Here is a 25260-nt window from a genome sequence, read left to right on the forward strand (position 1 = left end):
GGGCCACGCCGCACCCCAGGTAAAGGAGCCGCCGAAGGCGCCCTATAGCCTGCCGTCATGACCTCGATGCCACGCGGCGGAGCCGCAGATGTCACCGCCGCCGCGCGACGCCGTCGCGCCGTCGCCGCCGTCGGCGCCGTTTCCGCCGGACTGCTCGTGCTGTCGGCGTGCGACAAGCCGACCCCGCTGTCCACGATCACCGTCGGCCGCTCCTCCGTCAGCTCGGAGGCCACCTGCGGGGGCGAGGGCAAGACCCTGCAGACCGCCGACCTGTCCGAGTGCCTGAAGGCCAAGGACATCAAGTCCATCAAGGTCGACCCCGACGAGACCGTCCGCTTCGGCGTGGACCCCGACATCGCCGACAAGCGGTGGACGATCCTGATGAACGGTCAGCCGCTGACCGAGGACAGCAACAAGACCTACCGCACCGTCCCGGGCAGCGTCTTCTTCAACCAGCAGTACGGCGCCACCGGCAACTCGACGCTGGTCACCATCAAGGCGGGCAACGGCAAGAAGAACGCCACCGCGGCCACCGGTCTGTGGTCCTTCAAGCTCAAGAAGGACGACTGACCACGTCCCCCATGGCCCCCGTACGCGTCCTCGTGGCCACCGCCGTCCCCGCCGAACGGGACGCGGTGGACCGGGCGTTCGCGGGGGACGGCAGGACCGTGATCGCCGCCGGGGTGGGCCCGGCCCTCGCCGCCGCGGCCACCGCCACCGCCCTGACCACCGCCGCCCTGCGCGGTACGCCCTACGGCCTCGTGGTGTCCGCGGGGATCGCCGGCGGATTCGCGCCCGAGGCCCCCGTCGGCTCGCTCGTCGTCGCCGACGAGATCACCGCGGCCGATCTCGGTGCCGAGACCTCCGAGGGGTTCGTACCGGTCACCGAACTGGGCTTCGGCACCGTCACCCACCGTCCGCCGAAAGCACTCGTACGAGATCTCGCGGCGGCGACCGGTGCCCGCACCGGGGCCGTACTCACGGTCTCCACGGTGACCGGCACCGCCTCGCGCGCCGCAGCCCTGCACGCCCGCCATCCGCGCGCGCTCGCCGAGGCCATGGAGGGCTTCGGGGTGGCCGAGGCGGCCGTGGCGCACGGTCTGCCGGTGCTGGAGATCCGCGCGGTGTCCAACCCCGTCGGCCCGCGCGACCGGGCCGCCTGGCGCATCGGTGACGCCCTCGCCGCGCTGACCGAGGCGTTCGGGAAGATCGTGCCCGTCCTGGAGAGTTGGAACCCGTATGACCAGTGAGCAGCCCCTGCAGATCGCCTACTCGCCCTGCCCGAACGACACCTTCGTCTTCGACGCCCTCGCGCACGGCCGGGTGCCGGGCGCGCCCGCGCTCGACGTGACCTTCGCGGACATCGACATCACCAACGGCATGGCCGAACGCGGCGAGTTCGACGTGCTGAAGGTGTCGTACGCCGTGCTGCCGTACGTCCTCGACGAGTACGCGCTGCTGCCCTGCGGAGGTGCGCTGGGGCGGGGCTGCGGGCCGCTGGTCCTCACCCGTGAGCCCGGGGCCGATCTGACGGGCCGTACGGTCGCCGTGCCCAGCGAGCGGTCGACGGCGTATCTGCTGTTCCGGTTGTGGGCCGCGGACACGGTGCCCGGCGGGGTCGGCGAGATCGTGGTCATGCCCTTCCACGAGATCATGCCGGCGGTGCGGGACGGGAAGGTCGACGCGGGACTCGTCATCCACGAGGCGCGCTTCACGTACCAGAACTACGGGCTGCACAAGCTCGCCGACATGGGCGAGCACTGGGAGAACACCACCGGGCTGCCGATCCCGCTGGGCGCGATCGTCGCGAAGCGCTCCCTTGGCGCGCCCGCCCTGACGGCCCTCGCCGACGCGATCCGCACCTCCGTACAGGCCGCCTGGGACGACCCCGAGGCCTCCCGCCCGTACGTCATGGAACACGCCCAGGAAATGGACCCGTCCGTCGCCGACCAGCACATCGGCCTGTACGTCAACGAGTTCACCGCCGACCTCGGCACCGACGGCTACGCAGCCATCCGCGGCCTGCTCACCCGCGCAGCAGCCGAAGGACTCGTCCCGGCCCTCGGCCCGGACGCCCTGTCGTTCCCGTGAGTGGCAGCCCGAGGGGCTGTTCTTCCCCTCGGGTCTTCCCCTCCGGCCCGACGCGCTGGAATTCCCTGAGCCCTATACGTCGAGTTGGTCCGCGACCGCGCGGAGCAGGCCCGCGATCTTCTTGCCTGAGGCCTTGTCGGGGTAGCGGCCCTTCTCGAGCATCGGGGTGATGTTCTCCAGAAGGGTCGTCAAATCCTGGACGATTGAGGCGAGTTCGTCGGGCTTCTTGCGAGTGGCGGCCGCGACCGAGGGGGTCGGATCCAGGACGGTGACCGAGAGCGCCTGGTCACCGCGCTGGCCGGCGACCACACCGAACTCCACGCGCTGGCCGGGCTTGAGCGCATCCACTCCGGCGGGGAGGACCGAGGAATGCACGAAGACGTCACCGCCGTCGTCACGGGAGAGAAAGCCGAAGCCCTTCTCACTGTTGAACCACTTGACCTTGCCAGTCGGCACGACTGTCCTCGTCCTCGTACTCGTCGGAAAACTGCTTCGGAAACTGCTCTGGATAGCGGTCGGGCGGGCCGTCTCGGACCCGCCGGTACCAAGGCTAATGCTCTTCAGGCCGGTGACAAGACGTCGCCGGGTTGTTCCTTCGCGCAGGGAACTACCCTGGTCCGGTGCGTGACAAAACCCAAACGAATTCCGCCGAGCCCGGTGACCGACTGATCCGTGCCGGCGCCATCGTGTTCTTCCTCGGTGCGGTGGCCACTCTCGTCACAGTGGCTCCGCTCCTCCTGCACACGACGCCATTTCCCACCTACATGTATGGATTGAGCATGCTCATGGGGATCGGCTTCCTGATGACGGCAGCCGGCCTGCTCCGGTCGATTTCGGCCGGCCGCCGTCAGGCCCGCGCCGGACGGTAGTCGGCGAGCCAGCCGGGGAACTGCGTGAGGTCGTCGAGCACGACGTCCGCCCCGGCCGCGCTCAACTCCTCGGCGCTGCACGGCCCGGTGGCCACCGCGAGGGCCAGCGCGTCGGCCTTGCGCGCGCCGCGCACGTCGCCGATGTGGTCGCCGACGTAGATGCTCGCGCCGTGCTCGCGCAGCGCCTCCGCCTTCTGCTCGGCCCACAGGTTGCCGACCACCTCGTCCGGGTGGATGCCCAGATGCTCCAGGTGCAGCTTGGCGTTGGGCTCGTACTTGGCGGTCACGACGATCGCGCGTCCCCCGGCCGCCCTGACCGCGTCCACGGCCTCGCGCGCACCGGGCATCTCCAGCGTCGCGTCGATGGCGAACGCCGGGTACATCGACCGGTACAGCTCGGTCATCTCCGCCACCCGGTCCTCGGGGAACCAGTTGATCAGCTCCTCGGCGAGCGGCGGCCCGAGCCGGGTGACCGCCAGATCGGCGTCGATGTAGGTCCCCGTCCGCTCCGCCAGCGCCTGGTAGCAGGCGCGGATGCCGGGGCGGGAGTCGATCAGGGTCATGTCGAGGTCGAAGCCGACGGTCGGGGCGGGAGCAGTCGTAAGGGCCATATGGGCCATTGTGCCCAGGCGACCTGGCCAAAAGGCGTCCGGCCGGTGTGACCTACGTCTTCCCTGCCAGGGCTACGGCCGTCTTCCGTGGCCGGACTGCCGCCGCCTCCGCGGCCAGACCACGACCGTCCTCCGCAGCCGGACTGCCGCCACCTCCGCGGCCAGACCACAACCGTCCTCCGCAGCCGCGCTGCCGCCACCTCCGCGGCCAGACCACAACCGTCCTCCGCAGCCGCGCTGCCGCCACCTCCGCGGCCAGACCACAACCGTCCTCCGCAGCCGCGCTGCCGCCACCTCCGCGGCCAGACCACAACCGTCCTCCGCAGCCGGACTGCCGCCACCTCCGCGCCCGGGTTACAGCCTGCGCTGCGAGCGCCACACCACGAACAGCGCGGACAGCACCGCCGCGCCGCGCACCACCCAGGGCCAGGTCTGGGAGATCGCGTCGTTCATGTGGCCCTGGGCGATGGGGTCGCCCCAGCGGCCGTCGTTCCTGCCCCACAGCCAGACCAGCCCGCCGGCGAGGGCGAGGCCCGGCATGCCGACGACGGCCCACTTCGACTCGTTCGGGGTCAGCCGGCGCGAGGCGTAGGCGATCAGCCAGCCCAGCAGCAGGGCGATCCAGTTGCCGAGGATCGCGCCGGCCACCAGCAGTCCGGCGGCGATCAGCAGCAGCGGGTTGCTCCAGCCGCCGACGGGCAGCAGGAAGCGACGGCGACGGCCCACCGTCGTCTCCGGTACGACCTCCACCTCTTCGGCCTCCACGGGCCTCGCGGTGGCCGGTTCGGGCTCCTTCTCCGGCTGCTGCGGCCGTGGCGGCCTGAGCAGTTCCGGGATCTCCACGCCTCCGGTGAACCCGGGCACGGACTCGCCGAACGGGGTCGCCTCCACCCGCCACCAGTCGGGCCGGGTCGCGCTGCCGCCGAGTTCCTGGTCGCTCGCCAGGTGCGGCGGTGTGGGCCGCTCGGAGGCGGCGGGCGTCTCGGGTTCGGCGGGGCGCGGCCGCGGCACCCGGCGCAGGCTCTTCGGCAGCCGCCTGCCCTCCGGCTCCGCCTCGTCGTCCCGCTGTACGGGCACATGGGTGGGGGTCGCCTCGGGCGCGGAACCGGTGGCTCCGGCGGCGGCGACGACCTCGTCGGGGCTGCCGAGCCGGGAGAGGATGCGGCGCACCGCGGCCGGGGAGTCGACGGTGGTCCTCGCACGGCGCCGGTCGATCTCGCCCCGCAGCTCCGACACCAGGCGCATACGCACCGACGACGGCAACTGCCGCTGCTGCGCCACGTCGCCGACGCGGCTCAGGTACTCGTAGACGACCTTGTCGCTCTCGATACCCACGAAGTCCCCTCCGGGGCGGCTGGGTTGGATGTCCCGTGGTGACGACGGTAGCGCAGGCCGCGGCGCACGGAGTGGGCCGACGACCCGCGGTCGGTGCGGGCGGCATCCCGTTCTCCCGTCGGCCGCCCGCTCGGGAGGCGGGGCACCCGCTACCGTGGGGCGGATGAGCACCCCGGCCACACCGCCCCGGTCCCTCGCGGAGGCGCTCCGCGCCAGGGACGACGCGTCCCTGGCCGCTCTGCTGCGCGCCCGTCCCGACCTCATCACGCCCGTTCCGACCGACCTGACCCAACTGGCCACGCGGGCCGGTACGCGCGCCTCGGTCGTACGGGCCCTGGAACGGCTCGACCAGTTCGCGCTGCAGACGGCGCAGGCGCTGGCGGTGGCGCCGGACCCGGCCGGATACGACGTGCTGCTCGGGCTGATGAGCGGCGACGAGGGCGATCCGGCGGTCGAGGCGGCGCTGCCCCGCGCCGTCGCCACCCTGCGCGAGCAGGCTCTGGTGTGGGGCGACGACGACCGGCTGCGGCTGGTGCGCACGGCCCGCGAGCTGCTCGCCCCGTCGCCGCAGCACCCCTCGCCGACGGGGCTCGGGCCGACCGTGCAGGAGGCGGCGGCCGGCATCTCGCCGGGGCGGATCCAGGAGATCGTCGCCGCCGCAGGGCTGCCCTCGACGCACGACTCGGTCTCCGCGATCGCCGCGTTGACCTCGCTGTTCGGGGACCGGGACCGGATGGCGGCGCTGCTGGCCGGGGCGCCCGCCGAGTCGCGGGAGGTGCTGGAGCGGCTGGTGTGGGGACCGCCGTACGGCCAGGTCACCGCCGATCCGGCGCCCCGGCTGCGCTGGCTGCTGGACCGCGGGCTGCTGCTGCCGACGGCGCCCGGCACGGTCGTACTCCCCCGTGAGGTGGCGCTGCGGCTGCGCGGCGGCCGGGCGCATCGCCGCACCGAGCCGCTGCCGCCCGCCCTGGAGGTGACCGGCACGCACCGTCCACAGGTTGTGGACGCGACGGCGGCCGGGCAGGCGTACACGGCGCTGGCGACGGTGGAGGAGCTGCTGAAGGACTGGGACGAGGGCGGGCCCGCGGTGCTGCGGGCCGGGGGCCTGAGCGTGCGCGACCTCAAGCGCACCGCCGTGGCGCTGGACGTCTCCGAACCCGTCGCCGCCTTCTGGGTCGAACTCGCCTACGCCGCCGGGCTGCTGGCCTCCGACGGGGAGGCCGACGAGCGGTACGCGGCCACCCCCGCGCACGACGAGTGGCTGGAGCTGCCGCCCGCCGAGCGCTGGGCGCAGCTGGCCAGGGCCTGGCTGACGGCGACCCGCACGGCGGGGGTCGTCGGGGGGCGGGACGCGAAGGACCGTACGTTGTCGGCGCTCGGCCCGGGGCTCGACCGCAGCGCCGCGCCGGAGGTGCGGCACCGGGTGCTGAGCCTGCTGGCGGGGCTGCCGCAGGGGGCGGTGCCGTCCACGGACTCCGTGCTGGCCCGGCTGCGCTGGGAGCGGCCGCTGCGCGGTCCGCAGCAGGACGACGACCTGCGCGGACGGCTCGCCACCTGGACGCTGTCGGAGGCCGAGATGCTGGGCGTGACCGGGCGGGGCGCGCTGTCGGAGCACGGGCGGGCGCTGCTGGGCGCACCCGCGCCCGCGCCCTCGCCCCGGTCCGCCGAGGAGGCGTCCGGTGCGGGCGGGCAGGGTCCCGGCGACAAGCTCCCGGTCCATCACCACGTACCGCTCCCGCTGGAACCCCTCACCCCCGCCGAACAGGCCACGGCCTGCGCCGCGGCCGCCCGCCTCCTCGCCCCGCTGCTGCCCGAGCCCCTTGACCACGTCCTGCTGCAGGCCGACCTGACGGCGGTGGCGCCCGGTCCGCTGCGGCGGCCGCTGGCGGACATGCTGGGGGTGCTGGCGGACGTGGAGTCGAAGGGTGGGGCGACGGTCTACCGCTTCACGCCGGGTTCGGTGCGCCGGGCCCTGGACGCCGGGCGGGCGGCGTCCGACCTGCACGCGTTCCTGGCCGAGCACTCCCGCACCCCGGTTCCGCAGCCGCTGACGTATCTGATCGACGACGTGGCCCGCAGGCACGGGCATCTGCGGGTCGGGGCGGCCTCGGCGTATGTGCGCTGCGACGACGACGCGCTGCTGAACGAGATCATGGCCGACAAGCGCTCGGCGGGCCTGCGCCTGCGCCGCCTCGCCCCCACCGTCCTGGCCACCCAGGCCGACCCGGCGACCCTGCTCGACGGGCTGCGCGCGATGGGCTACGCCCCGGCCGCCGAGTCCGCCGAGGGCGACGTCCTGATCACCCGCGCCGACGCCCACCGCACCCCGCCGCGCTCCGCCCCCGAACCGGTCCCGGACGGCCCGCCGACCCCCGACGCCACGCTGCTCGCCGCCGCGATCCGGGCGATCCGGGCCGGCGACCGCGCCTCCACGACCCCGCGCAAGCAGCCCCCGTCGGCGGGCGGCGACCTCCCGCGCACCAGCTCCGCCGAGACCCTCGCCACCATGCAGGCCGCCGCCCTGACCGGCGAGGCCGTCTGGATCGGCTACGTCAACGCCGAGGGCTCCGCCAGCCAGCGCGTCATCGCGCCCATCCGGGTCGAGGGCGGCTTCGTGACGGCGTACGACCACACGGCCGACGAGGTACGGACGTATCCGCTGCACCGGGTGACGGGCGTGGCGGAACTAGCGGAGGACTGATCCCGGACCGATCCCGGACAGGTCACGGCCCCCGGGGATCGGCGGCGCACAGGGCATATCGGCCGAGACCCCTCGCCCCCTGCACGCCGCCGCCCTCACCGGCGAGGCCGTCTGGATCGGCTACGTCAACGCCGAGGGCTCCGCCAGCCAGCGCGTCATCGCGCCCATCCGGGTCGAGGGCGGCTTCGTGACGGCGTACGACCACACGGCCGACGAGGTACGGACGTATCCGCTGCACCGGGTGACGGGCGTGGCGGAACTCGCGGAGGACTGATCCCGGACCGATCCCGGACAGGTCACGGCCTCCGGGGATCGGCGGCGCATAGGGCACACTGGACGTTTGGCCTCACCTCCGGCCGGAAGAAAGGGTGCCTTCGCGTGAACGGTCCACTCATCGTCCAGTCCGACAAGACGCTGCTGCTCGAGGTCGACCACGAGCAGGCCGGCGCGTGCCGTCGCGCCATCGCGGTCTTCGCGGAGCTGGAGCGGGCCCCCGAGCACATCCACACCTACCGGGTCACCCCGCTGGGGCTGTGGAACGCGCGCGCGGCCGGCCATGACGCCGAGCAGGTCGTGGACGCGCTGGTGACCTACAGCCGCTACCCCGTGCCGCACGCCCTGCTGGTCGACATCGCCGACACGATGGACCGCTACGGCCGCCTCACGCTCTCCAAGCACCCCACGCACGGGCTGGTCCTGACCACCACCGACCGGCCGGTGCTGGAGGAGATCCTGCGCTCCAAGCGCGTCGCCCCGCTGGTGGGCGCCCGCATCGACCCCGACACCGTCGCCGTGCACCCCTCCGAGCGCGGCCAGATCAAGCAGACGCTGCTGAAGCTGGGCTGGCCCGCCGAGGACCTCGCGGGCTACGTCGACGGCGAGGCGCACCCGATCGAGCTGCACGAGGACGGGTGGGCGCTGCGCCCGTACCAGAAGCAGGCCGTGGAGAACTTCTGGCACGGCGGCTCCGGGGTCGTGGTGCTGCCCTGCGGGGCCGGGAAGACGCTCGTGGGCGCCGGGTCGATGGCCCAGGCCAAGTCGACGACCCTGATCCTCGTCACGAACACCGTCTCGGCGCGGCAGTGGAAGCACGAGCTGGTCAAGCGCACGAGTCTCACCGAGGAGGAGATCGGCGAGTACAGCGGGACGCGCAAGGAGATCCGCCCGGTCACCATCGCCACGTATCAGGTGCTGACCACCCGCCGTAAGGGCGTCTACCCGCACCTGGAGCTCTTCGACTCCCGCGACTGGGGACTCATCGTCTACGACGAGGTGCATCTGCTGCCCGCGCCCGTCTTCAAGTTCACCGCGGACCTTCAGGCCCGGCGCCGGCTCGGGCTGACGGCGACGCTGGTGCGCGAGGACGGCCGCGAGTCGGACGTCTTCTCCCTCATCGGCCCCAAGCGGTTCGACGCGCCGTGGAAGGAGATCGAGGCGCAGGGGTACATCGCGCCCGCCGACTGCGTGGAGGTCCGCGTCAACCTCACCGACGCCGAGCGGCTCGCCTACGCCACCGCCGAGACCGAGGAGAAGTACCGCTACTGCGCGACGACGGAGACCAAGCGCAAGGTCACGGAGGCGATCGTCCGCAAGTTCGCCGGGCAGCAGATCCTCGTCATCGGGCAGTACATCGACCAACTCGACGAGCTGGGCGAGCACTTGAACGCTCCGGTCATCAAGGGCGAGACGTCCAACGCGCAGCGCGAGAAGCTCTTCGGCGCCTTCCGGGAGGGCGAGATCAGCGTGCTGGTGGTGTCCAAGGTCGCGAACTTCTCGATCGACCTGCCGGAGGCCACGGTCGCCGTCCAGGTGTCGGGCACCTTCGGCTCACGTCAGGAGGAGGCCCAGCGACTGGGCCGGGTACTGCGCCCGAAGGCCGACGGCCATCAGGCCCACTTCTACTCGGTGGTCGCCCGCGACACCCTCGACCAGGACTTCGCCGCCCACCGCCAGCGCTTCCTGGCGGAGCAGGGGTATGCGTACCGGATCGTGGACGCGGACGAGATCCTGTCGGGCGAGAGCGAGAGCTGAGGAACGGGGGCCGCCGTCACCTACGGCGTACGCCCGCTTCCTCGCTGTACTCGCCGAGGATCACGACGTCGAACGCGGCGCCCGCGAACACCTTCAGCGCACGCAACGCGTCACCGAGGAGGTGACGGTGGCTGCCGACGACGGGTGTCGCACCGGGCGGACGACCGGGGGCTGGGGTGAAGGTTGCTGCACTCATGTCTCCATGGTCTGCCTCCCGGCATAAGGAGGACATCGGCCTTCGGTCCCAACCTGCCGCGCCCCGACGTACGACTCCGGGCAGGTCTCTCCCTCCGGGGTACGACAGGGGCGTCCCCTAGGGGGAGGAAACAGGGGGAGGAGATGGGGGGAGGAGATAGGGGGAGGCACAGGGGCAAAAAAACCGTTGGCACTCGCCTCGGCCGCCCGTCTAGAATCTCCGCTCTTGCCCGCCTCCCCCGTGGAGCGCTGCCGCCCGGACGGAAACCGGCCGGCTCTCTCAAGCCACCTGCTCGTAGGCCCCGGAGGCACCGCCTTGTCCACGCCCGTCGACGACGCCCTCGATCCGCTCGAACGAGAGCGCTCCCATCTCGCCGTCTCCCGTGCCGCCCTGCGCGCCATGCGCGAGGACGTCGAGTCCCTCGACATCAGCGACGTCACCGCGAACTGGGTCAACGCCGAGGTCCTGGCCCGCCAGATCGACGAACGCATCAAGGCGCTGGCCGACCTCAGCGACACCCCGCTGTTCTTCGGCCGCCTCGACTATCTGCACTCCCCTGGCGCCGACCAGGCCGAGGGAGCCGAGGGCGAGCGCTTCTACATCGGGCGCCGCCATGTGCACGACCACGACGGCGACCCCATGGTCATCGACTGGCGCGCACCGGTCTCGCAGCCGTTCTACCGGGCCTCGAAGAAGGACCCGATGGATGTCGCGCTGCGCCGCCGCTTCGGCTACACACGCGGCGAGATCACGGCGTACGAGGACGAGCACCTCTCCGACCCGGCCGAGGCCGCCCGCACCAGCAAGCTGCTCCAGCAGGAGATCGAGCGCCCGCGCGTGGGCCCGATGCGCGACATCGTCGCGACGATCCAGCCCGAGCAGGACGAGATCGTACGCAGCGGTCTCGGCGGAACGGTGTGCGTGCAGGGCGGTCCCGGCACCGGGAAGACGGCCGTGGGCCTGCACCGGGTCGCCTACCTCCTCTACGCCCACCGGGACCGGCTGGCCCGCACCGGCACCCTCGTCATCGGACCGAACCGCTCCTTCCTGCACTACATCGAGCAAGTGCTGCCCGCGCTGGGCGAGTTGACCGTGCAGCAGGCCACCGTGGACGACCTGGTGTCGACCGGGATCGAGGTGCGGGGCGCCGACGACGCGCCCGCCGCGATCGTCAAGGGCGACGCACGGATGGCGGAGGTGCTGCGCAGGGCGGTCCAGTCGCACGTGACGATGCCGACCGAGCCGGTCGTGGTGGTGCGCGGCTCCCGCCGCTGGCGCGTGCCCGCCTATGAACTCGAGGACATCGTGCGGGAGTTGCTGGAGCGCGGCATCCGCTACGGCGCCGCCCGCGAGGCCCTTCCGCAGCGCATCGCGCACGCCGTGCTGGTGCAGATGGAGCGCTCCGGTGAGGCGCCCGACGACCGGGTGCAGGACGCGGTGGCCCGCAACGCGGCGGTGAAGGCGGCCGTCAAGCAGATCTGGCCGCCGGTCGATCCGGCGAAGCTGGTGCTGCGGCTGCTGACGGACGCGGAGTTCCTCGCCGCGCACGCGGAGGGGGTTCTCTCCGAGGAGGAGCAGCGGACGATCCTGTGGGCGAAGCCGGTGCGGTCGGTGAAGTCCGCCAAGTGGTCGTCCGCGGACGCGGTGTTGATCGACGAGGCGACCGACCTCGTGCAGCGCACGCACTCGCTCGGCCATGTGGTCCTGGACGAGGCGCAGGACCTCTCACCGATGCAGTACCGCGCGGTCGGCCGCCGCTGCACCACCGGATCCGCGACGGTCCTCGGCGACCTGGCGCAGGGGACCACGCCGTGGGCGACGAGGAGTTGGGACGAGGCGCTGACGCACCTGGGCAAGACGGACGGTGTGGTCGAGGAGCTGACCGCCGGGTTCCGCGTCCCGACGGACGTCATCGCCTACGCCTCCCGGCTGCTCCCCCACATCGCGCCCGGCCTCGCCCCGGTCGCCTCGGTCCGCGAGAACCCGGGCTTCTTCGACCTCCGCGCGATCACCGGCACGGCCGAAGTGGTCGCCGCCTGCGAGGAGTTGCTTCGCAACGAGGGCTCGACGGGCCTGATCGCGGCGGACGCCCGCATCCCGGAGCTGGCGGCCGCCCTGACGGCGGCCGGCATCGGTTACCTCTCCCCCGGCGAGGAGACAACGACCGAAACCCGCCTCACCCTGGTCCCGGCTTCCCTCGCCAAGGGCCTGGAGTACGACTACGTGGTCCTGGACGAACCCCGGGCGGTGGTGAACGGGGAACCAGACGAACGAACGGGTCTGCGCCGCCTGTACGTTGCGCTGACCCGAGCGGTATCGGGCCTGATCGTGACGCACCAGGCACCCCTGCCGGCTCAGCTGGATCCGGCGTAGCCTGCGGGCAATCGTGCCGCCTAGGGCGGCACGGGTGGGCGCAGGCGGCACCTCGCTAGCGCCGGGTTGCGCACCCCCGCTTGGACCCGCGCCCGCCCCGCCGACTCAGCGCCCGTCCAGCACCCCCCGCCACTCCCGCACCGCCCCCACAGAAACCGGCGCGCTCCATCCCCCCGGCCGCGCAGCCCCGCCGATATGGAACGCCCGCACCCCCGCAGCCCGCAGCCGCGGAACATGCTCCAAGCGAAGCCCCCCACCGACCATGATCTCCGGCTCGTAGCCGGGCTCACCCTGCCGAGCGACCTCCGCGAGCAGCACGGGCAACCCGTCATCCACCCCGGCAGCCGACCCCGCGGTGAGATACGCATCCAGCCCCGGCAACCCGTCCAGCTGCTTGCGCAGAGCATCACGGTCAGCCGCCCGGTCAACGGCCCGATGGAACGTCCACGCGCACCCGTCCAGCACACCCACAAGCCGCTCCACGGCCGCCAGGTCCACCCCGCCGTCCGCGTCAAGGAACCCGAGCACGAACTCCTCGGCCCCGGCGGCCCGCATCTCCCCCGCGATCCCCACCAGCCGTCCGAGGTCCCCGGCCGCGAACCCGTCCGTCAACCGCAGCATCACCCGCAGCGAGATGTCCACGGCGGCGCGGATCCGGGCGAAGGTCTCGACCGGCGGGGTCAGCCCGTCGGCGGCCATGTCGGTGACCAGCTCAAGGCGGTCCGCGCCTCCGGCCTGGGCGGCGACCGCGTCCTCGGCCCCGAGGGCGATCACCTCCAGGACTGCACGCTTGCTCATGGGACCTCATTCGTCGACTCGGCGGGCGTTACAGGTCTAGTCCAATTCACAGCCTAGCCCGTACCCCCGCCGGCCCACGATGCCCCTCACTCGTCGGATGTCCACGAGTCATCCGAACCGAGGTCATCGGAAGAGGTTCAGCTCCCGCGGCTCGACCCCCACCAGCTCGAAGTCCGTCCCTTCCACCGGCCGCCCGGAATACAGCCGTACGAGGGTGGCGGCGCCGCCGATGTAGCGGGCCGGGGGCCGTGCGGCGGCCGGGTCGCCCAGGCGCTGCGGCTCGTCCACGTCGTCGAGGTCCGCGTGCAGCGGGACATGCGCCTTCTCCTGGGTGATCCGCACCAGCAGGGTGAGCGCGTCGGGCAGGCCGGGGCCCGCGTACGCCCCGGGCTCCCCGAAGGTGTCGCGCACGTCGCCCGCGTGCACCCACTCCCCCAGCGCGACCAGGTCCAGCTTCCCGCCCGCCTTGGCGATCACCGGCCCGGCCTCGGTCATCCCGCGCTCCAGCTCGTCCACGACCTGCGTGTTCGTCCAGTCGGCGCGCTCGGCGATGTCGCGGTCGTTCGCCTCTGGTGAGAACACCCCCTTCTCGTACCGGCTCTCCACCACCCGCATCAGCGCGGACGAGCAGTGCGCGAGCACGTCCCGCACCGTCCAGCCGGGACACGCGGCGGTCGCCAGCGCGAAGTCGTCGTCCGGCCGCGCCCGCAGCAGGGGCACCAGCGCATCCCGCTCGGTGATCAGCAGCCGCCCGGGCAGTTCGGGGTCACGTACCTCGGCAGTAGTCATGACCACCACGCTAGAGGCCCCGGTTGATCAGCGGGAGAATGGGCGCATGGCCGATCTCGACGCCCTGCGTCTGCGCTGGACCCGTGCGCTGGAAGGGGCCCGCGCCGACGGTGCCGCTCCCGAAACCGCCCCCGATCCGGTCCCGTACGCCGACAACCTGCTGGCCCGTTGGCAGGAGCCGCAGCGGCGCTACCACACGCTCGCGCACCTCACCGCGGTCCTGGACCACGTCGACGTACTGGAGAAGTACGCGGCCGACCCGGACGTCGTACGGCTCGCCGCCTGGTTCCACGACGCGGTCTATCTGCCCGAGCGCTCCGAGAACGAGGAGCGCTCGGCCCGTCTCGCCGAGCGCGCGTTGCCCGAGGCGGGGGTGCCGGAGGCGAAGACGGCCGAGGTGGCCCGTCTGGTCCGGCTCACCGTCACCCACGACCCGGCCGACGACGACCGCGACGGCCAGGTGCTGTGCGACGCCGACCTCGCGATCCTCGCCGCGCCCCCGTCGGCCTACGCCGCCTACACGGCCGCCGTCCGCGAGGAGTACCACTTCGTGCCGAGCGACGCCTTCCGCGCGGGTCGCGCCGCGATCCTGCGTCAACTCCTCGATCTTCCACGGCTGTTCAGGACGCCGTACGGACAGGCGGAGTGGGAGGCGACGGCGCGCTGGAACCTCGCCTCGGAGCTGGAAATCCTGTCGCTTCCCCAGGACCCGGCGCCCTAGTCTGCGGCGTATGCGTGCATGGGGTGGAACAAGGGTGCAGGAAGCCGTCGAGGGCTGCGTGGCCGTGCTGCGGACGGCGGTCGACCGGGACTGGACGGAGGTGCCGGCCGGCCGGCTGGAGTGGAGCTGCCACACGACGGCGTTCCACATCGCCGAGGACCTCGTCGCATACGCCGCGAACCTCGCGGGCCGCGCCCAGGACGACTACGTCCCCTTCGAGATCACCCTCGACGAGGGCACCGACAACACGGGCCTGCTGCAGGTGATCGAGAGCACCGGCGCCCTGCTCGCCGCCACCATCCGCACCACTCCGCGCGAGGTGCGGGCCTTCCACCCGTACCCGTTCCGCAGCGCGAACCGCGAGGGCTTCGCCGCCATGGGCATCGCCGAGGTCCTCGCCCACACGCACGACGTCGCCGAGGGCCTGGGCCTCACGTACGAACCGCCCGCCGCACTGCCCGAGTTCGTCCTCACCCACATCTTCCCGCACGTGCAGCCGGGCCCCGACCACTGGCGCACCTTCCTGTGGGCCACCGGCCGCGGCGACCTGCCCGGCCGCGCCCCGGTCACCGAGTGGCGCTGGCACAACAACCTCGTCATCCCGGCCGAGCGCCTCACCCTGCAGGGCATCACGCCCGCGGCCGCGCACGACCTGGGCATGGGCGGCGACGGCGGCTTCGAGTGGATCGAGGGCGGCCCCTTCGAGGGCACCCGCGAGGCCGCCGGCTTCATGCTGAAGGCGTACGAAGGGGGCGTGCACCGGCCGGAGTTCGGGGTGTTCGCGCTGGTGCGGCGCGAGGACGGCCGCGCGGTCGGCGGCATGGGCTTCCACGGCGTCCCGGACGAGGACGGCCGCGTCGAGATCGGCTACGACCTCGCCGAGGGCGCCCGCGGCAACGGCTACGCCACCGAGGCACTGCGCGCCCTGTCCGACTGGGCCTTCGCCCGCGACGACGTACACACCCTCTTCGCGACCATCGCGCGCGACAACCTCCCCTCCCAGGCGGTGGTCACCCGCGCGGGCTTCCGGCAGGTGGGCGAGGAGGAAGAGGGGCTGGCCTACGAACTGCCGCGCGAGGGGCGCGAACCGGGCGGGCAGGACAGCCAACAGGCCGCTCAGGAGAGCCAACTGGCCGGCGAGGACGCCCAACCCGCCGTCTAGAGCCGCCCCTTGGGCCGCCGCAGCCCCGCCCCCGTCAGCAGGCGCACCACGTCGCGGCTGCTGACCTCGACCGCGCCGGCGCGCACGGCGTCCGCGTAGCGGTGCGAGGGGACGTCGTAGTGGTCGCGTTCGAAGGCGCGTCGGGGGACGCCCAGATTCTCGGCGAACTGATGCAGTTCGTCGTAGGAGATGTCGCTGACCAGGTGGGACCACATCCGGCCGTGGCCGGGCCAGGTGGGCGGGTCGATGTAGACGGTCATGAGGACGTCTCTCTGCCGGTGGCCCGGCCCAGCGCGCCCAGCGGCGCGACCTTCACGCCCGCCTTGTGGCAGACCCAGTGCGGGGCGGGCCCCAGCTCGGGCTCCACCTCCAGGGCGTGCGGGTCGCCGCCACCGCAGACCGGGCACAGCGGCCAGCGGCCGTACGATTCGAGCAGCGCGTCCTGGACGTCCTGCGCGACCAGTCCCGCCACGTAGTCCGCGCCCTCCGGCCACTGTTCGACCCACCAGCGCCGCTGTACGACGGACTCCTCGACCATCGACACGACGTCCGCCGCGGTGACCTCGCCGGCGGCGAGGTCGGCGAGGACGAGGGCGCGTGCCGCGTGCAACGTCTGCTCCAGGGGACTGATGGGGTGCATGCCCCTATTGTGCGCACTCTTGACCGCGACACCGAGCCGAAAATATCTTTCATATGTGACCCCAGAAGTGAAGGAAACTTTCGCCACCTCGGGTGCGGGCACGCAGGCCGCCGCTCCCGCGCCCCCCGCACCGGCTGCCCTCGCCGCCAAGGTGCGCACCCTCGGCCCGTCCATGACCCGTTCCATGCAGCGCGTCGCCGAGGCCGTGGCGGGCGACCCGGCAGGCTGCGCGGCCCTCACAGTCACCGGTCTCGCGGAGCTCACCGGCACCAGCGAGGCCACGGTCGTACGGACCGCCCGGCTGCTGGGCTACCCCGGATACCGCGATCTGCGCCTCGCCCTCGCCGGACTCGCCGCCCAGCAGCAGTCCGGCCGCGCGCCCGCCATCACCACCGACATAGCGGTCGACGACCCCATCGCCGACGTGGTGGCGAAGCTCGCCTACGACGAGCAGCAGACCCTCGCGGACACCGCGGCCGGGCTCGACACGGTGCAGCTGGGGGCCGCGGTGAGCGCGGCGGCCGGAGCACGGCGGATCGATGTGTACGGCGTCGGGGCGTCCGGCCTGGTCGCGCAGGACCTGGCGCAGAAGCTGCTGCGGATCGGGCTGATAGCCCACGCGCACGGCGATCCGCACCTGGCCGTGACCAACGCCGTGCAGCTGCGCGGCGGCGACGTCGCCATCGCGATCACCCATTCCGGGTCGACCGGCGACGTCATCGAGCCGCTGCGCGTCGCCTTCGAGCACGGGGCGACGACGGTGGCGATCACCGGCCGGCCGGACGGACCGGTCGCCCAGTACGCCGATCATGTGCTGACCACGTCCGTCGCCCGGGAGAGCGAACTGCGGCCCGCCGCGATGTCGTCCCGGACCAGCCAACTCCTCGTCGTGGACTGTTTGTTCGTGGGGGTGGCGCAGCGGACGTACGAGTCGGCGGGGCCCGCACTCGCCGCGTCCTACGAGGCACTGGCGCACCGGCACCGGCGGTAGCCCCCTGCCCCCGCCACCGGACAGAACAGGGCACAACCCTCACCGAACCGTCCGTCGAAAGAGTCACGCCCTCATGACCTCCACCTCCAACCCCCGTGAACTGCGCGCCGAGTTGGAAACGCTGACCACCGAGGCCTTCCGACCCGACCTCGCCGAGATCGACCGGCTCCCCACCCTGGAGATCGCCCGGCTGATGAACGGCGAGGACGCCACCGTGCCCACGGCCGTCGCCGAGCGGCTGCCCGAGATCGCCGCCGCCATCGACGCCGTCGCGGAGCGCATGGCGCGCGGCGGGCGGCTGATCTACGCCGGTGCCGGGACCGCCGGCCGGCTCGGCGTCCTGGACGCCTCCGAGTGCCCGCCGACCTTCAACACCGATCCCGACCAGGTCGTGGGCCTGATCGCGGGCGGCCCCGACGCCATGGTCACCTCCGTCGAGGGCGCCGAGGACTCCGCCCAGCTCGCCCGGGACGACCTCGACCAGCTGCGCCTGATCGCCGCCGACACCGTCGTCGGCATCTCCGCCTCCGGCCGCACGCCCTACGCCATCGCCGCCGTCGAGCACGCCCGCGCGCTGGGCGCGCTGACCGTGGGCCTGGCCTGCAACCCCGACAGCGCGCTCGCCGCGGCCGCCGAGCACGGCATCGAGGTCGTCGTCGGGCCCGAGCTGCTGACCGGCTCCACCCGCCTCAAGGCGGGCACGGCCCAGAAGCTCGTGCTCAACATGCTCTCGACGATCACGATGATCCGGCTCGGCAAGACGTACGGGAACCTGATGGTCGACGTACGCGCCTCCAACGAGAAGCTGCGCGCCCGCTCCCGCCGGATCGTCGCCCTCGCCACGGGAGCGCCGGACGACGAGATCGAGCGGGCCCTCGCGGCCACCGACGGCGAGGTGAAGAACGCCATCCTGGCCATCCTGGCGGGCGTCGACGGCCCCACGGCGGCCCGGCTCCTGGAGGACTCCGACGGCCACCTGCGAGCGGCGCTGGCGGCCGCGGCGGGCTGACCGACCTCAACACGGCAGCCGCCCCTGGCTGTTGGCCTTGCGCACCCGTGCCCGCATCACCTCCTCCGGCGATGCGGCCTGGGTCGACTCCGGCGGGCAGTCCCACTCGCGCCCACCGGCCACGGGCCGCAGCTGGACCCGCCCTCCGACATGTCCCATCACCTCCCCGACCCGCCCGTCCCGTACGTCCACGGCATGCGCACCGACCGGCGGGCGCTCCCCACGCAGCACCGACGCCAGCCGCTCGGCGGTACGGGTGTTGCAGCGGCCGAGGTCGACCAGAGCGAACGGCTCGTCGCTCGCGCCCGTGACGGGGTCGACGCCGGGGGAGGGCAGGACGACGCCGACGCCCACGAGGGCGCTCCGCAGGGTCTCCACTACTTCTTCGGTCGGTCGCACGGCGCTCCTACCTCCACGGTGAGTTGCTGATTCACCACACAGAGTGTTCAACAAGGCTCTAACCTGGCCATACGGGAGGACACAACAACCGCGTTTGTCGGACAGGGAGTTGCCCATGCCGGGACCGAAGGACCTCGACCCGTCGTCATCGCCGCGCGCCCTCCTCGGCGCGGAACTGCGCCACGCGCGCGAGAAGGCCGGGCTCAGCCAGGAGGAGTTGGGGCTGCGGTTGTTCGTGAGCGGGTCGTTCGTGGGGCAGTTGGAGGCGGGGACGCGTCGGATGCAGCCGGAGTATGCGCGGTTGTTGGATGAGGTGTTGGGTACGGAGGATTTTTTCCTGCGGAACTGCAGGGCGGCTGCGAAGTCCCGGTACCCGGAGCACTTCGCCGAGGCGGCGGAAGCGGAGGTGACGGCAACGGCGATTCGCCAGTACGCACCGATGCTGATCCCCGGGCTGCTCCAGACGCCCGCGTACGCACGTGCCGTGAACCGCGCCTACGACCCCACGGCGACGGAGGAGACCATCGACGAGTGGGTGGACGGCAGGATCGTACGGACCCGCTTGCTGGACGATCCGGCAAAGCCGTTGTTGTGGGCGGTGCTCGACGAGGCGGCGCTGCGCCGGGAGACCGGAGGCCGGACGGTGATGGCGGAAGCCTTGCGCCACGTCGCGGCCCTGGGCCGCCGGGGCCGGGTCATCGTGCAGGTGCTGCCCTTCAACGCGGGGGCGCACAACTCGATGGCGGGCTCGCTGCGCCTGATGGACTTCGAGGATGCCCCTGCGCTGGTCTACTTCGAGGGACCCGGCACCGGACGACTGGAGGACGACCCGGCAACCGTCGCCCGACTGAGGTTCACGTTCGAACTCCTCGCCGCCGTCGCCCTCTCGCCGCAGAAGTCTCTAGCCCTGATCGAGTCGGTGGCGCAGGATTACGCCCATGAGGAGCATCCCTGAACCCACCTGGTACAAGTCGAGCTACAGCGGCGGTGGCGGCAACAACTGCCTAGAAGTCGCCCGCTGGCGCAAGTCGACATACAGCGGCGGCGGCGGTAACGAGTGCCTGGAAGTAGCCGACGACCACCCCACCCTCGTACCCATCCGGGACTCCAAGACCCCCAAAGGCCCAGTGCTCACGTTCCTCCCGGAGACCTGGGCCGCGTTCGTCACCGGGCTCAAGGACCCCGCACACTGATACTCATGAACCACGCCCAGCTCACCGCTCTGGGCCGTGCTCTCCGGCTGCTCGGGGAGCACGGCGAGGCGCTCAACGGGGATACGCCGGACGGCAAGCTGCATGAGGTCAAGGCGGATCTGCGCCGGGCCCTGGAGTTGCTGGACGAGAGTGTGGCGGGCGCCGCCCCGGCGACGCGGTGCCCGGAGCATCCGAACGGCCCCGTGGACGAGAACGCGCACGACCTGTGCCTGCTCTGCGAGACCAGGCGCAGGGCGGCGCGCAGGGCGGAGTACAACGGCGGTCCCGTGCCCCCGCTGGTCACCGAGACCGTGCCGTCCCGCTACGGCGTCAGCGCCGACCGCCCGCAGCCCCAGCAGCGCTGGCTGCCGGAGTCGTGGAACGGCCGGGAGTGGCAGCTGTGCGGGACGCCACGGCGGGACCGGCGCGAGGCCGAGCGGTATCTCAACGCCCAGCGCCGCGGCCCGCGCCCCGCGATGGCGTACCGGCTGGTGCACGAGTTCACCGACTACGAGGTGCTGCGGGTGTGGGGCACCCCGGTGAAGGTCGACATCGAGCCGCTCGGGAACCTGTAGAACTAACCGAACCGTTGGATCAGCGCCCGTGTCTGCTCCTCGTCGATCTCGTACACCGTCTCGTGGGCCCGTGGGTCGCGTGCGTGGAGGGTGTGGAACATCGGTCCCGTCGAGCCGTCGCCCAGCTCGATCAGCGAGGCCGACGCCCCGCGCACGGCACGCTCCGTGCCGGGCCGCGTGGTCAGGTCCATGCGCGTGACCACCCCGGGGGTGACCCACACCGGGACCGCCTCCAGCATGCCGAAGAGCTGCAGATGGAAGTGGCCGGCGAGGACCACCCGTACGCCGGTGCCGCGGACGGCGTCCGCCAGGGCCGACGGGTTGCGCAGGCCGAAGACGCGCTGGGTGCCGACGTCCAGGCTGATCGGCGGATGGTGGAGGGCGAGCACGGTCCCCCTGGGCGCGGGCGTGGCCAGAACGCCGCGCAGCCAGGCCAGTTGCTCGGTGCTGAGCCAGCCGTGCACCTTGCCGGGCACGAGCGAGTCCAGCGTGACGAAGCGCCATCCGGCGACGGTGCTGACCGCGGCCCGCTCCCCGGCGGCGGACCGCAGCACCGTCTCGGCCCGCTCGCTGCCGTCGGCCGCCAGATGCCCGCTGCCCAGCACCTTGCCGAACGCCTCGCGCTCGTCGTGGTTCCCGGTCGTGCAGAACACCGGCGCGTCCAGCGGCAGCGCGAACTCTCTCAGCAGCTCCCGTACGGTCGCGTACGCCTCCACGGCCCCGTCGTTGGCGATGTCACCGGTGACGACGATCGCGTCGACGTCCCGCTGGTGGCGGAGCCCGTCGAGCATGAGGCGCAGGGATTCGGTCGGGTTGACGCCGTGCCGGTTGGGGGCGTCGGTACGTTCGACGTGGGTGTCGGAGAGGTGCAGAATCCTCATGCTCCAGCACGCTAGCCGGAGTTGACGTTCGCAACCAGAGTGTCAGGCGGCCGACGCCCCGCACCGGGCTCGGCTCAGCTCAGCGAGCGCAGCGCGGCCGCGTCGTACGGCTTCAGGTCCGAGAACCGCCCGGCGAGGACCTTCGCGGCCCACTCGGGGTCCTGCAGCAGCGCCCGGCCGACCGCGACCATGTCGAACTCCTCGGCCTCCAGGCGGTCGAGCAGGTCGTCGATGCCCTTGACCGGGGCCCCTTCGCCCTGGAAGCCCTTGATGAAGTCACCGTCGAGGCCGACCGAGCCGACGGTGATGACCGGCTTGCCGGTGAGCTTCTTCGTCCAGCCGGCCAGGTTCAGGTCCGAGCCGTCGAACTCGGGCAGCCAGTAGCGGCGCGTGGAGGCGTGGAAGGCGTCGACTCCGGCGGCGGCCAGCGGCGCGAGGATCGCCTCCAGCTCCTGCGGGGTCTCGGCGAGCCGCGCGGTGTAGTCCTGCTGCTTCCACTGCGAGTAGCGGAAGAGCACCGGGAAGTCCGGGGAGACGGCCGCGCGGACGGCGGCGACGATCTCGGCGGAGAAGTGGGCGCGGGCCACCGGGTCGCCGCCGTAGGCGTCGGTGCGGCGGTTGGTGCCCGCCCACAGGAACTGGTCGAGGAGGTAGCCGTGGGCGCCGTGGATCTCCACGCCGTCGAAGCCGATGCGCTCGGCGGCGCCCGCGGCCTCGGCGAACGCGGTGACGACGTCGTCCACGTCCTGCTGGGTCATCGCCTTGCCGGTCTGCTCGGCGCCCGCGGTCACCAGGCCGGAGGGGCCGACGGCGGGGGCGTCCGCGAAGGGCGGCTCGCCCTGCTTGCGGACCATGCCGATGTGCCACAGCTGCGGGACGATCGTGCCGCCGGCGGCATGCACGTCCTCGGCCACCTTCGCCCAGCCCGCGAGCTGCTCCTCGCCGTGGAAGCGCGGGACGCGGTCGCTCTGCCCGGCGGAGGCGTGACCGACGTAGGTGCCCTCGGTGACGATCAGGCCGACACCGGCGGCGGCACGGCGCGCGTAGTAGGAGCGCACGTCCTCGCCGGAGATGCCGCCCGGGGAGAACATGCGCGTCATCGGCGCCATCACGATCCGGTTCGGGACGGTCAGACCGCCCAGCGAGATCGGACGCGACAGGATCTGGGCCGCTCGGGAGGTGGGGGACTCGGTGACGGTCACGCGGGGGCTCCTCGGGGTGCTGGTGCTAACCGGATGGTATGTGCGCATGCATTGTTGCACCCTCTGAACGAACTTTGCCATGACTCCGGACACACCCCGAACCCGACCCCGGACACACCGAAGGGCGGCACCCCCTGCGCCTGGCAGGAAGTGCCGCCCTCGGTAAGGACGCGGATCGACCGGGGTCGATCAGAAGTCCATGTCACCGCCCGGCATGCCGCCACCGGCGGGCGCGGCGGCCTTCTCCGGCTTGTCGGCGATGACGGCCTCGGTGGTCAGGAAGAGCGCGGCGATGGAGGCGGCGTTCTGCAGGGCAGAGCGCGTGACCTTCGCCGGGTCGATGATGCCTTCCTTGACCAGGTCGACGTACTCGCCGGTCGCGGCGTTCAGGCCGTGGCCCGGGGTCAGGTTGCGCACCTTCTCCACCACGACACCGCCCTCGAGGCCGGCGTTGACGGCGATCTGCTTCAGCGGGGCCTCGAGCGCGATGCGCACGGCGTTGGCGCCGGTCGCCTCGTCACCCTCCAGGTCCAGCTTCTCGAAGACGGTGGACGCCTGGATGAGCGCGACGCCACCACCGGCGACGATGCCCTCCTCGACGGCGGCCTTCGCGTTGCGGACGGCGTCCTCGATGCGGTGCTTGCGCTCCTTGAGCTCCACCTCGGTGGCGGCACCGGCCTTGATGACCGCGACACCGCCGGCGAGCTTCGCCAGGCGCTCCTGCAGCTTCTCGCGGTCGTAGTCCGAGTCGCTGTTCTCGATCTCGGCGCGGATCTGGTTCACGCGGCCCTGCACCTGCTCCGTGGAGCCGGCGCCGTCGACGATGGTGGTCTCGTCCTTGGTGATGACCACCTTGCGGGCGCGGCCCAGCAGGTCGAGGGTCGTGTTCTCCAGCTTGAGACCGACCTCCTCGGAGATGACCTCGCCGCCGGTGAGGATGGCGATGTCGTTCAGCATCGCCTTGCGGCGGTCGCCGAAGCCCGGGGCCTTGACCGCGACGGACTTGAAGGTGCCGCGGATCTTGTTGACGACCAGGGTCGACAGGGCCTCGCCCTCGACGTCCTCGGCGATGATCAGCAGCGGCTTGCCCGACTGCATGACCTTCTCCAGGAGCGGGAGCAGGTCCTTGACGGAGCCGATCTTGGAGTTGGCGATCAGGATGTACGGGTCGTCGAGCGACGCCTCCATCCGCTCCATGTCGGTGGCGAAGTACGCCGAGATGTAGCCCTTGTCGAAGCGCATACCCTCGGTGAGCTCCAGCTCCAGACCGAAGGTCTGGGACTCCTCGACGGTGATGACGCCTTCCTTGCCGACCTTGTCCATGGCCTCGGCGATGAGCTCGCCGATCTGGGTGTCGGCGGCGGAGATGGAGGCCGTGGAAGCGATCTGCTCCTTGGTCTCCACGTCCTTGGCTTGCTCGAGCAGGGCACCGGAGACGGCCTCGACGGCCTTCTCGATACCGCGCTTGAGGGCCATCGGGTTGGCACCGGCGGCTACGTTGCGCAGGCCCTCCTTGACCAGGGCCTGGGCGAGAACGGTCGCGGTGGTCGTACCGTCACCGGCGACGTCGTCCGTCTTCTTGGCGACTTCCTTGACCAGCTCGGCGCCGATCTTCTCGTACGGGTCCTCGAGCTCGATCTCCTTGGCGATGGAGACACCATCGTTGGTGATCGTGGGGGCGCCCCACTTCTTCTCGAGGACGACGTTGCGGCCCTTGGGGCCGAGCGTCACCTTCACGGCGTCCGCGAGCTGGTTCATGCCGCGCTCGAGGCCGCGCCGCGCCTCCTCGTCGAACGCGATGATCTTGGCCATGTGAAGTGGTCCCTCCAGGACTGGGGGTGATTCCTTCGGACCGCGCCCGCGCCCGCGACGGACGGCACGCATGCCTCGTGGTTCCTTGCCCCACCCGGCCTGCGGGCCTCACCGACCCGGTCCTTCTTTGTCACTCTCACCTTCAGAGTGCTAACGCCAATGATTAGCACTCGCCCCATGAGAGTGCAAGGTGCGCCCGCGGAGCGGGCTCGTTGAGGGGTGGTGGTCGGGCGACGGGCGGGCGCAAGCGCCTCCCAGGGACCGAGCGGAGGGTGCGGGCCGCGGTCGATGCCGATCCCGGACATGCCGAAGGGCCCGCACCCAGGGCGCGGACCCTTCGATCAAGAACGGAAGAACGTCGCTGCGATTGACCCGGCGCGTGCTTCAGCCGGCCGCCAGTCGGACCATGTCCGCCTGCGGCCCCTTCTGGCCCTGCGAGATCTCGAAATCGACCCGCTGACCCTCTTCCAGGGTGCGGTATCCGTCCATCTGAATCGCGCTGTAGTGGACGAAAACATCCGCACCACCGTCGACCGCGATGAAGCCGTACCCCTTCTCCGCGTTGAACCACTTGACGGTGCCCTGAGCCATGCCTAACTCCCCTATTACTGGCCCTTGCACGGACCCGCACTTCGCGGATCCGGGTCAGACCTCACCCCCCACGGTTGGGGGCGTGCGCCGGAACGCGTCGACCGCGGCTGAATGTATCTGCCCAACTGCCGTCTGCAACAGGTCAATCGGACGAGAATTCCGGGCACGACCGGTCGGGAATTTACTGAGAATTCCCCCGAATTCAGGGCAAGTCGGGCCCCATAAAAGGAGCATAAGACGCAAAAAACCTGCACACTTTGGCCGCTTATTGTTGTCCGAGAAGCCAGAAC

General features: G+C 71.9%; 27 protein-coding genes and 1 pseudogene. 15 read left to right on the forward strand and 13 right to left on the reverse strand.

Features of this window, described 5'->3' with window-relative positions:
* Positions 1-57 precede the first annotated feature (57 nt).
* Genes JYK17_RS07655 through JYK17_RS07665 form a run of 3 tightly spaced genes read left to right on the forward strand, consistent with a single transcriptional unit; the run spans position 58 to position 2091 of the window.
* Entirely contained in the window at positions 58-570 is a 513-nt protein-coding gene (locus JYK17_RS07655) for a DUF2771 domain-containing protein (RefSeq protein WP_108008755.1), read from the forward strand.
* 11 nt (positions 571-581) lie between these two features.
* Positions 582-1250 (forward strand): futalosine hydrolase, encoded by a 669-nt coding sequence (locus JYK17_RS07660; RefSeq protein WP_108008757.1) that lies wholly within the window; start codon positions 582-584, stop codon positions 1248-1250.
* Positions 1240-2091 (forward strand): 1,4-dihydroxy-6-naphtoate synthase, encoded by an 852-nt coding sequence (locus JYK17_RS07665; RefSeq protein ID WP_108008759.1) that lies wholly within the window; start codon positions 1240-1242, stop codon positions 2089-2091. The genes JYK17_RS07660 and JYK17_RS07665 overlap by 11 nt, the downstream gene beginning before the upstream one ends.
* A 72-nt stretch (positions 2092-2163) precedes the next feature.
* On the opposite strand, the gene JYK17_RS40970 is transcribed toward JYK17_RS07665, so the two are convergent.
* A complete protein-coding gene (locus JYK17_RS40970; RefSeq protein ID WP_108008761.1) occupies positions 2164-2547 on the reverse strand; it encodes a cold-shock protein in 384 nt (127 codons plus the stop codon).
* Positions 2548-2711: 164 nt separating this feature from the next.
* Between JYK17_RS40970 and JYK17_RS07675 the strand changes: the two genes are divergently transcribed.
* Positions 2712-2960 carry a hypothetical protein gene (locus JYK17_RS07675; protein ID WP_222810079.1) on the forward strand — a complete coding sequence of 83 codons (249 nt, stop codon included), beginning with the start codon at positions 2712-2714 and terminating at the stop codon, positions 2958-2960.
* On the opposite strand, the gene JYK17_RS07680 is transcribed toward JYK17_RS07675, so the two are convergent.
* Together JYK17_RS07680 and JYK17_RS07685 are read right to left on the reverse strand one after the other, a co-directional pair.
* On the reverse strand, positions 2939-3580 hold the full coding sequence (locus tag JYK17_RS07680) for an HAD family hydrolase (protein WP_372464976.1): 642 nt from the start codon (positions 3578-3580) through the stop codon (positions 2939-2941). The genes JYK17_RS07675 and JYK17_RS07680 overlap by 22 nt on opposite strands.
* Positions 3581-3925: 345 nt before the next feature.
* On the reverse strand, positions 3926-4906 hold the full coding sequence (locus JYK17_RS07685; RefSeq protein ID WP_108008767.1) for a hypothetical protein: 981 nt from the start codon (positions 4904-4906) through the stop codon (positions 3926-3928).
* Positions 4907-5069: 163 nt separating this feature from the next.
* Between JYK17_RS07685 and JYK17_RS07690 the strand changes: the two genes are divergently transcribed.
* The 3 genes and pseudogenes from JYK17_RS07690 to JYK17_RS07695 all read left to right on the forward strand — a co-directional run bounded on the left by JYK17_RS07690 (position 5070) and on the right by JYK17_RS07695 (position 9638).
* Positions 5070-7607, forward strand: coding sequence for a helicase C-terminal domain-containing protein (locus JYK17_RS07690; RefSeq protein WP_222810081.1), 2538 nt, complete (start codon positions 5070-5072; stop codon positions 7605-7607).
* Positions 7608-7692: 85 nt separating this feature from the next.
* Positions 7693-7881 (forward strand): annotated as a pseudogene (locus JYK17_RS41145) (WYL domain-containing protein); the annotation flags it as partial.
* A 104-nt stretch (positions 7882-7985) separates the two neighbouring features.
* Complete coding sequence (locus JYK17_RS07695; RefSeq protein ID WP_108008772.1) at positions 7986-9638, forward strand: DNA repair helicase XPB; 1653 nt, start codon at positions 7986-7988, stop codon at positions 9636-9638.
* A gap of 16 nt (positions 9639-9654) precedes the next feature.
* Here JYK17_RS07695 and JYK17_RS07700 read toward each other — a convergent pair whose 3' ends face one another.
* Positions 9655-9834 carry a hypothetical protein gene (locus JYK17_RS07700; RefSeq protein ID WP_164932188.1) on the reverse strand — a complete coding sequence of 60 codons (180 nt, stop codon included), beginning with the start codon at positions 9832-9834 and terminating at the stop codon, positions 9655-9657.
* A 315-nt stretch (positions 9835-10149) separates the two neighbouring features.
* On the opposite strand from JYK17_RS07700, the gene JYK17_RS07705 reads away from it, so the two are divergent.
* Positions 10150-12207, forward strand: coding sequence for a HelD family protein (locus JYK17_RS07705; protein ID WP_108008776.1), 2058 nt, complete (start codon positions 10150-10152; stop codon positions 12205-12207).
* A 105-nt stretch (positions 12208-12312) separates the two neighbouring features.
* Here JYK17_RS07705 and JYK17_RS07710 read toward each other — a convergent pair whose 3' ends face one another.
* Together JYK17_RS07710 and JYK17_RS07715 are read right to left on the reverse strand one after the other, a co-directional pair.
* On the reverse strand, positions 12313-13005 hold the full coding sequence (locus JYK17_RS07710) for a copper homeostasis protein CutC (RefSeq protein ID WP_222810082.1): 693 nt from the start codon (positions 13003-13005) through the stop codon (positions 12313-12315).
* Positions 13006-13128: 123 nt separating this feature from the next.
* Entirely contained in the window at positions 13129-13794 is a 666-nt protein-coding gene (locus JYK17_RS07715) for a maleylpyruvate isomerase family mycothiol-dependent enzyme (protein ID WP_222810083.1), read from the reverse strand.
* A gap of 46 nt (positions 13795-13840) precedes the next feature.
* Between JYK17_RS07715 and JYK17_RS07720 the strand changes: the two genes are divergently transcribed.
* Positions 13841-14515, forward strand: a complete 675-nt coding sequence (locus JYK17_RS07720) for an HD domain-containing protein (RefSeq protein ID WP_128802250.1) — start codon at positions 13841-13843, stop codon at positions 14513-14515.
* A gap of 10 nt (positions 14516-14525) precedes the next feature.
* A complete protein-coding gene (locus tag JYK17_RS07725) occupies positions 14526-15677 on the forward strand; it encodes a GNAT family N-acetyltransferase (RefSeq protein ID WP_234548058.1) in 1152 nt (383 codons plus the stop codon).
* Here the strand turns inward: JYK17_RS07725 and JYK17_RS07730 are convergent.
* A complete protein-coding gene (locus JYK17_RS07730; RefSeq protein ID WP_108008784.1) occupies positions 15674-15937 on the reverse strand; it encodes a DUF4031 domain-containing protein in 264 nt (87 codons plus the stop codon). The two genes, JYK17_RS07725 and JYK17_RS07730, sit on opposite strands and share 4 nt — an antisense overlap.
* Complete coding sequence (locus tag JYK17_RS07735) at positions 15934-16317, reverse strand: DUF8819 family protein (protein WP_108008786.1); 384 nt, start codon at positions 16315-16317, stop codon at positions 15934-15936. The genes JYK17_RS07730 and JYK17_RS07735 overlap by 4 nt, the downstream gene beginning before the upstream one ends.
* A gap of 55 nt (positions 16318-16372) precedes the next feature.
* Between JYK17_RS07735 and JYK17_RS07740 the strand changes: the two genes are divergently transcribed.
* Together JYK17_RS07740 and murQ are read left to right on the forward strand one after the other, a co-directional pair.
* On the forward strand, positions 16373-17308 hold the full coding sequence (locus JYK17_RS07740) for a MurR/RpiR family transcriptional regulator (protein WP_108008788.1): 936 nt from the start codon (positions 16373-16375) through the stop codon (positions 17306-17308).
* A 73-nt stretch (positions 17309-17381) separates the two neighbouring features.
* Complete coding sequence (gene murQ / locus JYK17_RS07745; RefSeq protein WP_108008790.1) at positions 17382-18317, forward strand: N-acetylmuramic acid 6-phosphate etherase; 936 nt, start codon at positions 17382-17384, stop codon at positions 18315-18317.
* Between the two features lie 6 nt (positions 18318-18323).
* Here the strand turns inward: murQ and JYK17_RS07750 are convergent, their stop codons facing one another.
* Positions 18324-18716 carry a hypothetical protein gene (locus JYK17_RS07750; protein WP_222810084.1) on the reverse strand — a complete coding sequence of 131 codons (393 nt, stop codon included), beginning with the start codon at positions 18714-18716 and terminating at the stop codon, positions 18324-18326.
* A 115-nt stretch (positions 18717-18831) separates the two neighbouring features.
* Here JYK17_RS07750 and JYK17_RS07755 point away from each other — a divergent pair, with 115 nt between their 5' ends.
* The 3 genes from JYK17_RS07755 to JYK17_RS07765 are packed head-to-tail and all read left to right on the forward strand — an operon-like array spanning position 18832 to position 20484.
* Positions 18832-19671, forward strand: a complete 840-nt coding sequence (locus JYK17_RS07755; protein ID WP_128802251.1) for a helix-turn-helix domain-containing protein — start codon at positions 18832-18834, stop codon at positions 19669-19671.
* A complete protein-coding gene (locus JYK17_RS07760; protein WP_128802252.1) occupies positions 19655-19909 on the forward strand; it encodes a DUF397 domain-containing protein in 255 nt (84 codons plus the stop codon). The genes JYK17_RS07755 and JYK17_RS07760 overlap by 17 nt, the downstream gene beginning before the upstream one ends.
* A gap of 5 nt (positions 19910-19914) precedes the next feature.
* Complete coding sequence (locus JYK17_RS07765; RefSeq protein ID WP_108008797.1) at positions 19915-20484, forward strand: hypothetical protein; 570 nt, start codon at positions 19915-19917, stop codon at positions 20482-20484.
* A 2-nt stretch (positions 20485-20486) separates the two neighbouring features.
* Here JYK17_RS07765 and JYK17_RS07770 read toward each other — a convergent pair whose 3' ends face one another.
* The 4 genes from JYK17_RS07770 to JYK17_RS07785 all read right to left on the reverse strand — a co-directional run bounded on the left by JYK17_RS07770 (position 20487) and on the right by JYK17_RS07785 (position 24970).
* The gene (locus tag JYK17_RS07770; RefSeq protein WP_108008799.1) at positions 20487-21365 is read right to left on the reverse strand and encodes a metallophosphoesterase family protein; all 879 of its coding nucleotides are present in this window, start codon (positions 21363-21365) and stop codon (positions 20487-20489) included.
* Positions 21366-21439: 74 nt separating this feature from the next.
* The gene (locus JYK17_RS07775) at positions 21440-22567 is read right to left on the reverse strand and encodes an NADH:flavin oxidoreductase (protein ID WP_222810085.1); all 1128 of its coding nucleotides are present in this window, start codon (positions 22565-22567) and stop codon (positions 21440-21442) included.
* A gap of 189 nt (positions 22568-22756) precedes the next feature.
* Positions 22757-24379: a chaperonin GroEL gene (groL, locus tag JYK17_RS07780; RefSeq protein WP_108008803.1), complete on the reverse strand. Its 1623-nt coding sequence runs from the start codon at positions 24377-24379 to the stop codon at positions 22757-22759.
* Positions 24380-24763: 384 nt separating this feature from the next.
* The gene (locus tag JYK17_RS07785; RefSeq protein WP_016436693.1) at positions 24764-24970 is read right to left on the reverse strand and encodes a cold-shock protein; all 207 of its coding nucleotides are present in this window, start codon (positions 24968-24970) and stop codon (positions 24764-24766) included.
* Positions 24971-25260 lie beyond the last annotated feature (290 nt).

The sequence above is a fragment of the Streptomyces plumbidurans genome (assembly GCF_019857225.1).
GTDB lineage: Bacteria > Actinomycetota > Actinomycetes > Streptomycetales > Streptomycetaceae > Streptomyces > Streptomyces plumbidurans.